The following is a 13,274-nucleotide window of genomic DNA, read 5'->3' on the forward strand; positions in this document are numbered from 1 at the left end:
TAACTTCGGCTCCTCCTACACCACGATCATGAGCGACTCGACGAACAACCTGTTCGAGGCCGTCCAGGTCTACAAGGTGCAGGGCCAGAACCAGTACCTGATGATCGTCGAAGCGATCGGGAGCCGGGGCCGCTACTTCCGCTCGTTCACGGCCAGCAGCCTCAACGGGTCGTGGACGCCGCAGGCCGCCAGCGAGAGCAACCCGTTCGCCGGCGCGGCGAACAGCGGCGCCACCTGGACCAACGACATCAGTCACGGTGACCTGGTGCGCACCAACCCGGATCAGACGATGACCGTCGACCCGTGCCACCTGCAGTTGCTCTACCAGGGCAAGAACCCGAGCGCCGGCGGTCCCTACGACCAGCTGCCCTGGCGTCCGGGCCTGCTCACCCTGCAGCGCTGAGCGCCACTCGAAGACCAACATCGGTGGGGTGTCGGCCCGGCGCGCTCGGCGATCAAGCCGAGTGCGCCGGGCCGGCGTGACGAGGCGCCCTTTCGGAAAAGGGCCGGACTTCCATTTCTGGCGTACGGGCACGCCGAGCCGTTCTCGCCGCTGGGCGACCTGAGCTGGCGCTACCACACGGTCTCCTCCGACGTCCTGCTGGAGGATCAGGACGCGTACCGCCGCTCCGCCCGGGCCCGCGCCTTGGCCGCCTCCACCTCGCGATCCTTGGGCGGCGCCGTCGTCACCAGCCCGTCCAGCAGGGCCTGGGTGGCCGCCGCGACCGCCGCGACCGCCTGGTCGAACACCGCCTGGTTCGCCTGCGCCGGCCGCGTCGTCCCGGCCACCTTGCGGACGTACTGCAGCGCGGCGGCCTGCACCTCGTCGTGCGTCGCCGGCGGCTCGAAGTTGTGTAGTTGGTGAATGTTGCGGCACACGGTCGGCTCCTTCGCGGTTGCCGGATGTCGTCAAGAACCTATGCCATACTCGGCGGTCCGAAGACGCCCGCCGGGAACACGGCCCCGGCGGTGCGCGGCGCCAGGTTACCGTCGGCGGCCGGATCGGGCTGGCGTTGCCGCGCGCAAGGGCCGGCCGGCGGCGTCGGTGCGCTGCTGCGCCGGGCGGACACCGCGATGTACGCCGCGAAGGCCTCCGGCAAGGGGACGATCCGCTGGCACGAGCCCGCCTCGGCCTGACCCGCGCAGTAATCTTGCCGGATGGGAGCGTACCGGTACGAGACTTCCATCGACCGTCAACTACGTGAGGCCACCGAGCGGGGCGAGTTCGAGAACCTGTCCGGGGCGGGAAAGCCGCTCGCCGGGTACGGCGAGGAGTACGACGAGGACTGGTGGGTCAAGGACTGGCTCCGCCGGGAAGGGGCCACGGCCGGGGTGATCCCGCCGACGCTGGCGTTGCGCCGGGCCGCCGAGGACCTCGAGACGGCCGTCGACCGACTGCACACCGAGCGGGACGTCCGCGAGCACGTCGCCGGCCTCAACGCGCGGATCGACCAAGCGCGCCGCGGGCACCTGGACGGCCCGCCGGTGATCCTGCCCCCGTTCGACGCCGACGCGGTGGCCGCCGCCTGGCAGGCCCGCAAGGCCGGCCGGCGCTGATCAGAAACGGCCCGGCGGAGGGGCCGTTTCAGGAGAGGTCCGGGTTCAGCTCTCGACCACCTGGAGGGGCTCCGCGGTGAGCGTGTCACAGCTGACGAACGCCAGGTCGATGGTCACGTTGGTGAACCAGAGGATCGGCAGGGTCAGCGGCGGCGGCTGCTCCGGGGTGAAGGTCACCGGGATCACGCCGAACAGGTTGCCCGTCATCTTCGGCGTGTAGAAGCGGACGTTGCCCGTGGTGGTCAGGACACTGCTCCTGATCGTGGTGACCGCGTCGCCGGGCTCGTCGATGGTGAGGCTGAACGGCCTGTTGACCGCCTTCTCCATGTTGAACTGGAGCGACTTGAGCACGCCGTTCTGGGTGGGCACGTCGGCGACGCCCTCGTAGGTCGAGTTGTACATGGTGAGCGAGTCGACCTTCATGATGCCCGGCTTGATCGCCGACTTCGGGACGGCGCCGTCGGCCACCAGGCCCTCCTGGCGGGCGCCGAGGCACGGGATGACGTCGCCGGTGGCGGCCGCGCTGCTGGCCTCGGCCGGGGCGCTGGTCGCGCGGGTGGTCTTGCCGCCGCCGGCCGGGGCGGTGGCCGGAGCGGTGGTCCTGGTGGCGGTCGGCTCCGCGGCGGCCGGGCCGGTCGCCGACGCCGACGGCGACTCGCTCGGAGCGGGCGACTCCTCGTCGTCGCCGATGCCGAGCAGGTTGCCGACGCCGTCGACCACGTTGTGCAGGCCATCGAGGACCGGGTTCGGTTCGTCGGCCTTGGGGGAGGGGTTGGGGGACGCCGGAGCCGAGGTCGCGGTCGATGCGGCCGGGGCGGTGGTGGTGGCCTTGGCCCCGGGTTTGGTGGTGGCCGGCGTGGCCGGCGAGCTCTTCCGGGCGGGCGACGCGCTGGACGTGGTTTTGATCGAGGGCAGGCCCTCGGGGCAGTCGTCGGCGCTGGCCGGCAGGCGGCTGCCGATCAGCACGGTGGCGCCGAGGACCGCCGGCACCACGATGATCGCCAGCGCCTTGCGGTTGACGCCCCGGCCGGGCAGCTCGGAACGGGTCTCTCCGGGGCCGCTCCGGGCCGGGCCGGGCGGCTCGGTGCGCGGCTCCTCGAAGCCGGGCAGGATGCTGGAGTCGCTCACCACCGGGGCGCGCACCGCGGCGGGCCGGTCGTCATGGCCGGCGATCTCGATCGGCTCGGTCGGGTCGGCCGGGCCGTCCGCGGAGTTGTCCGGGCCGGAGGCGTCCAGCGGGCCCGGCGGCCGGAGGCCGGGCCGGGCCTGCGGCATCGTCCAGGCCAGCGCGAGCGCCCCGCCGACGATGCCGAGGAACATGCCGATGAACCAGCCGCCCAGGTTCAGGCCGATGAACGAGTAGAGCGCGGCGAGCAGCCCGATGATGCCGTAGAACACCCGCTGCGCCGGGGTGAGCCAGACCAGCGCGCCGCAGATCAGCATCAGGATCGGCAGCAGGTAGGAGAGGAAGCCCTGCGGGCCGATGTGAATCTGGATGTTCGCGAGGTCCATGTTCGAGCTCCAGAAGAACTCCAACCCGGACAGCAGGAGGAACAGGCCGCCCCAGAACGGCCGCGTCCGCCGCCACCGGCGGAACCTGCTCCAGAAATCGTCCGTCGACACTCGTCCTCCAGAACTTTCTTTCACGATCACAACGGGCGGGGCTCGCGGAAACGTGCCCCGCGAGCCCCGGAACAGCTAGATCAGTAGCACTCGTTGCCGGAGCCGCGGAGCAGCTTGAGGCTCATGCCGGTGAGCTTGAACGTCGAGGCCGACGTCGAGTACGCCCGCTGCTTGAGGCCGTGGATGGTCACGTGGTCGGCCTGCTGGCCGAAGCCGCCGACCTCACCCTTGGCGGCGCCGGCCTTGGAGAGGCTGCCGGCGTCGTTGCCGATCTCGATGTTGGTGAAGGTCGCGTCGCCACTGAGCTCGGACATGCCGATCAGCAGGTTCGAGGCCTGGACCTTCTTGTCGTCGGACGCGTCGTCCTTGACGTCGGTGGCCGCCTTGATCTGCAGGGTGATCGTGCCCAGCGGGGTGTCGGCCGCGACGGACTGGCACAGGCTGGTGAGCGTGGCGCTGGAGATGCCGGACATGGCAGCCGGGATGTAGTTCCCCTTGCCGTCCTTCAGGGTGCCGCTGTACTGCGTGAAGCCATCGCCATCGAGCGTGGCGGCCGACAGCTTGAACTGGGAGCCGGAAATCACGAAGTTGGCGGCCAGCGCGCCCGTCTGGAGCGCGACGACCAGACCGGTGGCCACGGCGGTGGGCACGCCCACCGCGACGGCGAACCGGCGCCAGTTGGTGCGCCCGGCGGCCGGAACGCTCTGCGAATCCTCCACGGATCCTCCTATAGAAAGTGTTGACAGCTGTCCCGGCCACCCTGTCGATGGCTCGCATCGACGGGCGAAACCTCGGCCAGCCGTCGACAGTGAGGCGAGTCGATGCCGTTGTTGTAACGTCCGGGAAATGTTGCCGCCCCCGCACGGGGACTACAAGGGCCGTTGCTACTAGTCAGTAACCCACGTCACTTGATCATGGCTACGCTCAGTAAGGTAGCTGTCCACGGTGTCCGATTTTTCGGGCACGAAGCGGACAATCGGCCGAGGATCGCGAGTGTGGCGGTAACCACAGGTATAGGAGGTGTCATCGATTACGGATCGGTAACGAAATCCAGGGATCTCTCAGTAAACGCCTTTCGCGCTGTTCGGCGGATGTTGATCTCCACCGAATGGCCGGGCCGCCTCATCCGCTCCCCGCCACCTGCCGATGTGAGGAGCATGATTGTCGCCGAGGAGCGCCGCCGATGAGACTGCAGCGCCGGCTCAACCTGGGCTTCGCCGCTCTGCTGGTGCTGTTCACGGCATTCCTCGCGGTGCAGTTCGGGATCGGCGCACGCGTGCGGGCCGACCATGACAGGCGTGCCGACCGGATCGCCGCCGGGCGTGCGGCGAACCGGGGGGCCCTGCAGGGGATGACCGACGCGGAGACCGGGATCCGTGGTTACCAGCTCACCGGCGAGCGGCTGTTCCTGGAGCCGTACCAGAGCGGCCGCGCCGACGCTCTCACCCGGTTGGTCCGGGCCGCCGAGGAGGCCCGCAGCACGCACGCGCGGGAGCTGGTCGAGGCCGAACGGCAGGCGGCCGCGGCCTGGCTGGGCCAGTACGCCGGGCCGGCCGCCGACGGGCACGACCCGGACGAGACGCTCGGCAAGCAGCTCTTCGACCGGTTCCGCGCGGCCAACGCGGCCGCCGACGACGCGCTCGCCGCCGAGCAGCACGCCGAGCAGGGCCGCCACCGCGGCACGGAACGCCTGCTCACGATCACGTCCGTGGTGCTGGTGCTGGCCGTCCTCGCGGCCGGCTATCTGCTGGTCCGGACCACCCGCCGGCAGCTGCTGGTGCCGCTGGCCCGGGTCGGCGACACGATCCGGCAGCTGACCACCGGGGACCGCTCGGTACGCGCCGAGCCGGCCGGGGCGGCGGAGCTGCGTACGGTCACCCAGGCTCTCAATGATCTTGCCGCGCAGACCGAGGAGCATCTCGCCGCCGAGCAGGCCCGGACCGCCCGCGCCTGGCTCTGCCAGGCGGTCGTCGGGGAGCTGCAGCGGGAGGACGCCGACCCGGCGACCGTCGGGCACCGCGTGGTCGCCCGGATCGCCGGCGCGTTGGCCGCCGACGCGGTCTACGGCGAGCTGTTCGTGCCCGGCACCGGCCGGGTCACCACGCGCTGGCCGGAGACGGCGCCGGAGCTGGACCTGACGGCCGTCCGGGAGGTGCCGCCGGGCCGGCCGGTGCCCTGCGCCGGCGGCCTGGCCGTCGCGGTGGGCGGGGACAGCGCGTGTCCCGGCGGCTATCTGCTGGTGGTACGGGACTTCCTGCCCGAGTTCACCGAACCGGAGCACCGGCTGCTGGCCAGCGTGGGGAGGGAGATCGAGCGGGCGCTACGGCAGGCCGGCGTGCGGGTGCAGCAGGACCTGCTGATCGGCGAGCTGCGGATGCTCGACCAGCGCAAGGACGTCTTCATCCAGACCGTCACGCACGAGCTGCGCACCCCGCTGACCAGCATCCTCGGCTACACCGAGATCCTCGCCGACGAGGAGGACGAGCAGGACCCGCTGCGGAGGCGGTCGCTCGCGGCCATCCTGCGCAACGCTCACCGGCTCATGGACACCATCAACGACCTGCTGCTGCTCGACCGCCCGGCGACCGGGGCGGAGGCGGTCACCGAACCGCTCGACCTGGCCGCGGTCGCCGCCGCCGTGCACGCCGAGCTGGGCGCGGCCGCCGCGGCCAAGGAGCTCACGATGAGCCTCGACGCCGAGCCGGCCTGGGTGCGCGGGGACCGGACCCAGCTGCAGCGGGCGCTGCGCAAGCTGCTGGAGAACGCGATCAAGTTCACCCCGGCCGGCGGCAGCGTGAGCTGGCGGTGCGGCGCCGACGAGCAGAACGTCACGGTCGCCGTCACCGACACCGGCATCGGCATCCCGCCCGAGGACGTGCCCGGGTTGTTCACCCCGTTCCACCGGGCCGGCAACGCGATGGACCAGGCGGTGCAGGGTCCCGGGCTGGGGCTGGCGATCGTCCGGGACATCGTCCGCGACCACGGTGGCGGCATCGCGGTGTCGTCGGTGGTCGGCCGGGGCACCACGTTCACCGTCACCCTGCCGGCCGTGCCGGCGCCCGTCCCGGTGCCGGTCCCGGCATCCTGACCACGGTGAGCGCGTCCCGCTGAGCGCTTGACCAGCCGGTATCCGCCGGTCAGGGCCGAAGGTCCCGAGCCGGGCACGCAGCAGGTCCCGGTCACTTCCCGACTCGGGGAATTCCAGGATCGGAAACACGCGGCGCGTAGCGTGCGAACGTGGACCTGCACACGGTCACCGAAGTCGTCAGCCCGGCCGGGCCGGGGATGTGGCGGCCGGGGGACGCCTGGCTCGGCGGCGGGACGGCGCTGTTCGGCGAGCCCCGGCCGGAGATCTCCCGGCTCCTCGACCTGCCGTCGGCGGGGTGGCCGGCGCTGACCGCGCGTGCGGACGGCGTGGAGATCGCCGCGACCTGCACGGTGGCGGCGCTGCCGGCGCTCCTGCCCGGATCCGGCGTCGTGGCGCAGTGCTGCCGCTCGTTCCTGGCCTCGTTCAAGATCCTGCACGTCGCCACGGTGGGCGGGAACCTGTGCGCCGCGTTGCCGGCCGGGCCGATGATCTCGCTGGGCGCCGCCCTGGACGGGGTGTGCACGCTGCTCGGCCCGGCCTCCCGGCGCGAGGTCGCGGTCGCGGACTTCGTGACCGGCGCGGGCCGTACCGTGCTGCGGGACGGCGAGCTGCTGCGGTCGGTCTTCCTGCCGGCGGCGGCTCTGCGGGCGCGGACGGCGTTCCGGCGGGGCTCGCTGCACCGGCACGGGCGCTCCGCGGTCCTGCTGATCGGCCGGGCCCTGCCCGGAGGCGGCCTGGTGCTGACGGTCACGGCGGCCACCCACCGGCCCTGGGTCTTCCGCTTCGGCGCGCCACCCTCGGCGGCGCAGCTCGCCGGCGCGCTGGACGTCATCGACCCGGCCGCCTTCGTCGACGACGTGCACGGACAGCCGGCCTGGCGAGCGCATCTGACCAGGCATTACGCCGAGCAGATCAGGACGGAGCTGAGCGGATGAGCGTGCGGATCAACGGCGTCGCCCACGGGCGTGCGCCCCGCCCCGGCCAGTGCCTGCGGACCTACCTGCGGGAGGAGGGCTGCTTCGGGGTCAAGAAGGGCTGCGACGCCGGCGACTGCGGGGCGTGCACGGTGCACGTGGACGGCGAGCCGGTGCACTCCTGCGTCTATCCGGCCTTCCGCGCGCAGGGCCGCTCGGTGATCACCGTCGAGGGGCTCGCGGACGGGGACGACCTGCATCCGGTGCAGCGTTCGTTCCTGGCCGCGCAGGGATTCCAATGCGGATTCTGTACGGCCGGACTGGTCATGACCACTGCCGCGCTCACCGGGGCGCAGCTGGCCGACCTGCCCCGCACGCTGATGGGCAACCTGTGCCGGTGCACCGGCTACCGCGCCGTCGCGGACGCCGTCGCGGGCGTCTCGCACGTCGACGATCCGCGCCCGGGACACGCGGTCGGCGCCGCGCTGGGCGCGCCGGCCGGTCCGCGGATCGTCACCGGGACCGCCCGGTTCACCTTCGACGTGGACGTGCCCGGGGTGCTGCACCTCAAGGTGCTGCGGTCGCCGCACGCCCACGCGCGGATCGTTTCGGTGGACACCGCGGAGGCCGCCCGGGTGCCCGGCGTCGAGCTGATCCTGACCCACCGGGACTCGCCGGACCGGCTGTTCTCCACAGCCCGGCACGAGAACCCGGCCGAGGATCCGGCCGACACCCGGGTGCTCGACGACGTGGTGCGGTTCGCGGGGCAGCGCGTGGCGGCCGTGGTGGCCGACAGTGAGGCCGCCGCCGAGGAGGCGTGCCGCCGGCTGCGTGTCGAGTACCGGGTGCTGCCGGCCGTACTCGATCCGGTTCTGGCCCTTTCCCCGGACGCGCCCCTGGTGCACGGCGACAAGACCGACCGGAACGTGGTCGGCGAACTGCACGCCTCGCTCGGTGACGTCTCGGCCGGGTTCGCGGCCGCCGACCAGGTGTACGAGGCGACCTTCCGTACCGGGCGGGCGCAGCACGCGGCGCTCGAGACGCACGGGGCGGTCGGGTGGCTCGACGAGGACGGGCGGCTGGTCATCCGGTCGAGCACCCAGACGCCGTTCCTGACCCGCCGCGCCGTGGCCGAGCTGTTCGACCTGCCGCTGCAGCGGGTCCGGGTGCTCGCCGGGCGGGTCGGCGGCGGGTTCGGCGGCAAGCAGGAGATGCTTGCCGAGGACCTGGTGGCGCTGGCGGTGCTGCGCACCGGGCGGCCGGTGAGATGGGAGTTCACCCGGCCGGAGCAGTTCTGCGGGGCGACCACCCGGCATCCGTTCGCGGTGACCGTCAAGGCCGGGGCCCGGCGGGACGGCACGCTCACCGCGCTGCAGTTGGACGTGCTGGTGGACACCGGGGCGTACGGCAACCACGGGCCGTCGGTGATGTTCCACGGATGCCACGAGTCGGTGGCGGTGTACCGGTGCGCCAACATGCGGACCGACGCGCGCGCCGTCTACACCAACACCGTGCCGGCCGGGGCGTTCCGTGGCTACGGGCTGGGCCAGGTGACCTTCGCTGTGGAGTCCGCGCTGGACGAGCTGGCCCGGCTGATCGGGATGGACCCGGTCACGTTCCGGTCGCGCAACGTGGTCCGGCCCGGGGAAGACCTGACCGCCCCCGGCGATCACGTGGACGATCTCGGGATCGCCTCGTACGGGCTGGACCAGTGCCTGGAGCGGATGCGCCGGTGCCGGGACACCGGGGACGAGGCGCCGGCGGGTTGGCTGGCCGGCGAGGGCATGGCGATCGCGATGATCGCCGCCGGGCCGCCGGGCGGGCACTTCGCCGACGCGACGATCCGGGCGCTCGGCGCGGGCCGGTACGAGCTGTCCGTCGGAACCGCGGAGTTCGGCAACGGGAGCACCACCGTGCACGCTCAGATCGCCGCGGACGAACTCGGCACCACGCCGGACCGGATCGTGATCCGGCAGTCGGACACCGACCTGGTCCGGCACGACACGGGCGCCTTCGCCTCGACGGGTGTGGTGGTGGCCGGCGAGGCGGTGCTGCGGGCGGCGCGTGACCTGCGGACCTCCGGGTCGTCGGTGGGGCACGGGCACTTCGACGGTACGCCGCGGTCGGTCGCCTTCAACGCGCAGTGGTTCCGGGTCGCCGTCGACCCGGACACCGGCGAGCTGCGGATCCTGCGCAGCGTGCACAGCGCGGACGCCGGGACCGTGCTGAACCCGCTGCAGCTGCGTGGGCAGATCGAGGGCGGGGTGGCGCAGGCGCTGGGCGCGACCCTCGCGGAACACCTCGACCTCGACGAGAACGGCCGGGTCACCACGACCACGTTCCGGCAGTACCATCTGCCCACGTTCGCCGACACGCCGTACACCGAGGTGCACTTCGCCTCGACCCGGGACGAGATCGGGCCGCTCGGCGCGAAGTCGATGAGCGAGAGCCCGTACAACCCGGTCGCCCCGGCCCTGGCCAACGCCCTGCGCGACGCCATCGGCATCCGGCTCACCGAGCTGCCGTTCACCGCCGACCGCATCTGGCAGGCCCTGCGGCAGGAAGGTGGTTAGGCCGCTGGTTTCCTCACGGCGGATCTGCGGCTAGATTGCGGAGAAGGTGATCGACGTCTCTGGATGGCTGCGATGACGGATCGGCTGTTTGCGGAACAGTTCCAGATCGTGACCGACCCTGTCCGGGACTCCGTGGGGCTCTCGGCGATCTTCGCTGTTCTCTCCCTGCTCACGCTTTTCCTGCTGCTCGGCGTGTTCCGGGTGCGGGCCTGGCTCGCCGGAGTGGTCGCGCTGGTGGTGGCGCTGATCGTGGCGATCACCGTCTACTCGATGCCGGTCGGGCAGGCCCTGCTCTCCGCCTCCGAGGGGGCGGCTTTCGGGTTCTTCCCGATCCTGTGGATCGTCGTCAACGCCATCTGGGTCTACCACCTGACCGTCGTGAGCGGGCACTTCGACGTGCTGCGGCGGTCGATGGAACGGGTCAGCCCGGACCTGCGGATCCAGGCGATCATCGTGGCGTTCTGCTTCGGGGCGCTGCTGGAGGCGCTCGCCGGATTCGGCACGCCGGTGGCCGTGACCGTGGTGATGCTGATGGCGCTCGGCTTCCCGCCGATCCGGGCCGCGTCGGTGGCGCTGATCGCGAACACCGCGCCGGTGGCGTTCGGGGCGCTCGCCACGCCGATCACGACGCTCGGGACGGTGGCCGCCGGGGCGGGCACCGATCCGCGGCTGAACGCGGACACGCTGGGCGCCATGGTGGGACGGCAGACGCCGATCCTGGCCGTCGTCGTGCCGCTGGTGCTGGTCGCGGTGGTCGACGGGCGCCGCGGGGTGCGGCAGACCTGGCCCGCCGCGCTGGTCGCGGGGGTCGTCTTCGCGGCGGGGCAGTTCGTGGCGTCGAACCACATCTCGGTGCCGTTGACCGACATCGTCGCGTCGCTCGTGGCGGCCGCGGCAGTGGTCGCGCTGCTGCGGGTCTGGCAGCCGTCCGAGACGCCGGAGCTGGCGGTCGACGGCGCTGCCCGGCGTGCGGAAACCGTGCGGCCCGCCGCTGCCGGGGCCTCGACGGTCGTGCGGCCCGACGCGGCCGCCGAGGTGGCCCGTGCCTACGCCCCGTACTTCGTCATCATCGTCATCTTCGCGATCGCCAATCTCGGCCCGATCAAGGACACCCTCGCCCGCGAACCCTGGACCGTCGTCCTCGCCTGGCCCGGCCTCGACGTGCTCGGGGCCGACGGCAAGCCGCTGTCCTCGGCCAACTTCACCTTCGGCTGGCTGCCGGCGGCCGGCACTCTCATGATCATCGCAGGTGTGCTGACCGCGTTCGTGCTGCGGATCAGGCCCGGAGCGGCCGTCAAGGCGTACGGCCGGACCTGTCTGGAGCTGCGCCAGCCGATCGTCACCGTGACGGCCGTGCTGGCCCTCGCCTACGTGCTCAACCAGTCCGGCCAGACCAGCACCCTTGGCGCGTTCCTCGCCACCGCCGGGGGCGTCTTCCTCTTCCTGTCCTCGGTCCTCGGCTGGATCGGTGTGGCCGTGACCGGTTCCGATACCTCGGCGAACGCCCTCTTCGGAGCGTTGCAGGTGCAGACCGCGGCGAAGGCCGGCCTGGACCCGGTGCTGCTCGCCGCGGCGAACTCGTCGGGCGGGGTGCTCGGCAAGATGATCAGCCCGCAGAACCTGGCCATCGCGGCCGGCGCGGTCGGGATGGCCGGCCGGGAGGGTGACATCTTCCGCAAGGTGGTCCTCTGGAGCGTGGTCCTGCTGCTCTTCATGTGCGTGCTGGTCACGCTGCAGGGCACGCCCGTGCTGGACTGGATGGTCCCGGCCGGCTGAGAAAGTGCGTTGAACCGCGCGGCGCCGCGGGCGGTAGCCATGGAAGTAACCACCCGGCCACCGCCTGTGAGGAGCGCTCGCATGATCGCCGCCGACCTGATCCTGATGGCGGATCGGATCCACACCCTGGCGCCCGGTCCGCGACCCACAGCCGTCGCGGTCGCCGGCGGCCGGATCGTGGCGCTCGGTGACCGCGCCGACGCGCGCCGCTGGCGCGGTCCCGCCACCGAGGTGCTCGACCTGGGCCCGGCCACGATCACGCCCGGCCTGGTCGACGGGCACGCGCACCCGGTGCTGGGGATCGGCCTGACCCGCGGGGTGGACCTCTCGGCCGTCCGGACGCTTCCCGCGCTCCGTGCGGCGTTGCGGAACGCACGCCACCACGGCTGGATCGAGGGCTGGGGCCTGGACCCGAACGCGTTCGAGGGCGCACCGCTCACCTGCGCCCCGCTGATCGAGGCGGTCGGTCCGGAGGTGCCGGTCTTCCTGCGACTGTTCGACGCGCACTCCGCGCTGGTCAGCCCGCGGGCCCTGGAACTGGCCGGGATCACCGGGCGGCGTGAGTTCCGCTCCGGCGCGAGCGTCGTCTGCGACCCGGCCGGGCGGCCCACCGGGCACCTGCTCGAACCCGAAGCGGTCGAGCTCGTCCGGGCCGTCCTGCCGCCGGACCCGCCCGCGGACCGGCGGACCCGGCTGCGGGAACTGATGGACCGGATGGCGGCGACCGGGCTGACCGGGGCCAACGCCATGGACTTCGAGGAGGACTCGCTCGGCCTGTTCCGCGCCCTGGAGGCGGACGGCGAACTGCCCCTGCGGTGGCGGTGCGCGCCGTTCGTGATGCCCGGCGCCGACCTCGCCGAGGTGCTGGCGCGGCAACTGCTGCACGGGCGCCGCTGGCGGGTGGAGGGCGCCAAGTTCATGATCGACGGGACGGTGGACGGGGGAACGGCGTGGCTCGACGAACCGGACACACACGGCGAGTCGACCGCCTGCTTCTGGCCGGACCCCGCGGAATACCGCGCGGCGGCCGGCTTTCTGGCCCGGCAGGGGGTGCCGATCGTGACGCACGCGATCGGCGACGCCGGCATCCGTTACGTGCTGGACACGATGGCCCGGCTGCCGCGCCTGCGGGTCCCGCACCGGATCGAACACCTGGAGACGATGCCGTGCTCGCTGATCGGGCGCTTCGCCGAACTGGACGTCACCGCGAGCATGCAGCCCACGCACTGCACCCATTACACCCGGGCCGACCACACCGACAACTGGTCGCGGCGCCTCGGGAAGGTCCGCGCCGATCGCGCCTTCCGAGCTCGTGACCTGCGGGACCAGGGGGCTCGGCTGGCGCTTGGCTCGGACTGGCCGATCGCTGCGTTCGACCCGCGGGGCATCCTCGCCGCCGCCCGGTTGCGCCGGCCGGCGGGCGCGGCGGGGACGGAGCCGGTGCTGCCGGAGCAGGCGCTGACAGCGCGGATGGCCCTGGAGGGCTACACCACCCAGGCCGCCGCCGCGGCGGGACTGCCGGACGCCGGGCGGATCGCTCCGGGTTTCCGCGCGGATCTGTCGGTGTTCGGGCTCGATCCGCTGGTCGTGGATCCGGACGAGTTCGCCGAGTCGCCGGTGCCGTTGACGGTGGTGGCCGGCGCGATCGTCCACCGCTCCTGATCGTCCGGGGTTTCCGCTTCGTTGGTCGGGCGCTGTCCCGGCCGGTCGTCAGCTGTGTCTCCGGCGGCTGAGGGACCCCTG

Annotated in this window: 11 protein-coding genes; 8 read left to right on the forward strand and 3 right to left on the reverse strand. The window is 72.4% G+C overall.

Going from position 1 to position 13,274, the window contains the following annotated elements:
• The coding region (locus Asi03nite_RS27300; RefSeq protein ID WP_275409501.1) for a non-reducing end alpha-L-arabinofuranosidase family hydrolase at positions 1 to 403 on the forward strand (403 nt) is incomplete at its 5' end.
• A 206-nt stretch (positions 404 to 609) separates the two neighbouring features.
• Here Asi03nite_RS27300 and Asi03nite_RS27305 read toward each other — a convergent pair.
• A complete protein-coding gene (locus Asi03nite_RS27305) occupies positions 610 to 879 on the reverse strand; it encodes a DUF2277 domain-containing protein (protein ID WP_203683335.1) in 270 nt (89 codons plus the stop codon).
• A 24-nt stretch (positions 880 to 903) separates the two neighbouring features.
• On the opposite strand from Asi03nite_RS27305, the gene Asi03nite_RS27310 reads away from it, so the two are divergent.
• Together Asi03nite_RS27310 and Asi03nite_RS27315 are read left to right on the forward strand one after the other, a co-directional pair.
• Positions 904 to 1,137: a hypothetical protein gene (locus tag Asi03nite_RS27310; RefSeq protein WP_203683336.1), complete on the forward strand. Its 234-nt coding sequence runs from the start codon at positions 904 to 906 to the stop codon at positions 1,135 to 1,137.
• A 21-nt stretch (positions 1,138 to 1,158) separates the two neighbouring features.
• A complete protein-coding gene (locus Asi03nite_RS27315) occupies positions 1,159 to 1,557 on the forward strand; it encodes a DnaJ family domain-containing protein (RefSeq protein ID WP_203683337.1) in 399 nt (132 codons plus the stop codon).
• Between the two features lie 45 nt (positions 1,558 to 1,602).
• Here the strand turns inward: Asi03nite_RS27315 and Asi03nite_RS27320 are convergent, their stop codons facing one another.
• Positions 1,603 to 3,180, reverse strand: coding sequence for a DUF6114 domain-containing protein (locus Asi03nite_RS27320; protein WP_203683338.1), 1,578 nt, complete (start codon positions 3,178 to 3,180; stop codon positions 1,603 to 1,605).
• Between the two features lie 80 nt (positions 3,181 to 3,260).
• Positions 3,261 to 3,899: a DUF6230 family protein gene (locus Asi03nite_RS27325; RefSeq protein WP_203683339.1), complete on the reverse strand. Its 639-nt coding sequence runs from the start codon at positions 3,897 to 3,899 to the stop codon at positions 3,261 to 3,263.
• Between the two features lie 464 nt (positions 3,900 to 4,363).
• On the opposite strand from Asi03nite_RS27325, the gene Asi03nite_RS27330 reads away from it, so the two are divergent.
• The 5 genes from Asi03nite_RS27330 to Asi03nite_RS27350 all read left to right on the forward strand — a co-directional run bounded on the left by Asi03nite_RS27330 (position 4,364) and on the right by Asi03nite_RS27350 (position 13,193).
• Positions 4,364 to 6,268 (forward strand): ATP-binding protein, encoded by a 1,905-nt coding sequence (locus Asi03nite_RS27330; RefSeq protein WP_203683340.1) that lies wholly within the window; start codon positions 4,364 to 4,366, stop codon positions 6,266 to 6,268.
• 149 nt (positions 6,269 to 6,417) lie between these two features.
• Entirely contained in the window at positions 6,418 to 7,203 is a 786-nt protein-coding gene (locus Asi03nite_RS27335) for an FAD binding domain-containing protein (RefSeq protein ID WP_203683341.1), read from the forward strand.
• Positions 7,200 to 9,755, forward strand: coding sequence for a molybdopterin-dependent oxidoreductase (locus tag Asi03nite_RS27340; protein WP_203683342.1), 2,556 nt, complete (start codon positions 7,200 to 7,202; stop codon positions 9,753 to 9,755). The genes Asi03nite_RS27335 and Asi03nite_RS27340 overlap by 4 nt, the downstream gene beginning before the upstream one ends.
• Before the next feature lie 63 nt (positions 9,756 to 9,818).
• Complete coding sequence (locus Asi03nite_RS27345) at positions 9,819 to 11,531, forward strand: L-lactate permease (RefSeq protein WP_373872173.1); 1,713 nt, start codon at positions 9,819 to 9,821, stop codon at positions 11,529 to 11,531.
• An 81-nt stretch (positions 11,532 to 11,612) separates the two neighbouring features.
• Positions 11,613 to 13,193: an amidohydrolase gene (locus Asi03nite_RS27350; RefSeq protein ID WP_203683344.1), complete on the forward strand. Its 1,581-nt coding sequence runs from the start codon at positions 11,613 to 11,615 to the stop codon at positions 13,191 to 13,193.
• Positions 13,194 to 13,274 lie beyond the last annotated feature (81 nt).

The sequence above is a fragment of the Actinoplanes siamensis genome (assembly GCF_016862395.1).
Taxonomy (GTDB): domain Bacteria; phylum Actinomycetota; class Actinomycetes; order Mycobacteriales; family Micromonosporaceae; genus Actinoplanes; species Actinoplanes siamensis.

Coding starts and splice junctions, on each gene's coding strand:
- Asi03nite_RS27310 (WP_203683336.1), top strand. CDS start 904: ATGTCGTCAAGAACCTATGCCATACTCGGCGGTCCGAAGACGCCCGCC.
- Asi03nite_RS27315 (WP_203683337.1), top strand. CDS start 1,159: ATGGGAGCGTACCGGTACGAGACTTCCATCGACCGTCAACTACGTGAG.
- Asi03nite_RS27330 (WP_203683340.1), top strand. CDS start 4,364: ATGAGACTGCAGCGCCGGCTCAACCTGGGCTTCGCCGCTCTGCTGGTG.
- Asi03nite_RS27340 (WP_203683342.1), top strand. CDS start 7,200: ATGAGCGTGCGGATCAACGGCGTCGCCCACGGGCGTGCGCCCCGCCCC.
- Asi03nite_RS27345 (WP_373872173.1), top strand. CDS start 9,819: ATGGCTGCGATGACGGATCGGCTGTTTGCGGAACAGTTCCAGATCGTG.
- Asi03nite_RS27350 (WP_203683344.1), top strand. CDS start 11,613: ATGATCGCCGCCGACCTGATCCTGATGGCGGATCGGATCCACACCCTG.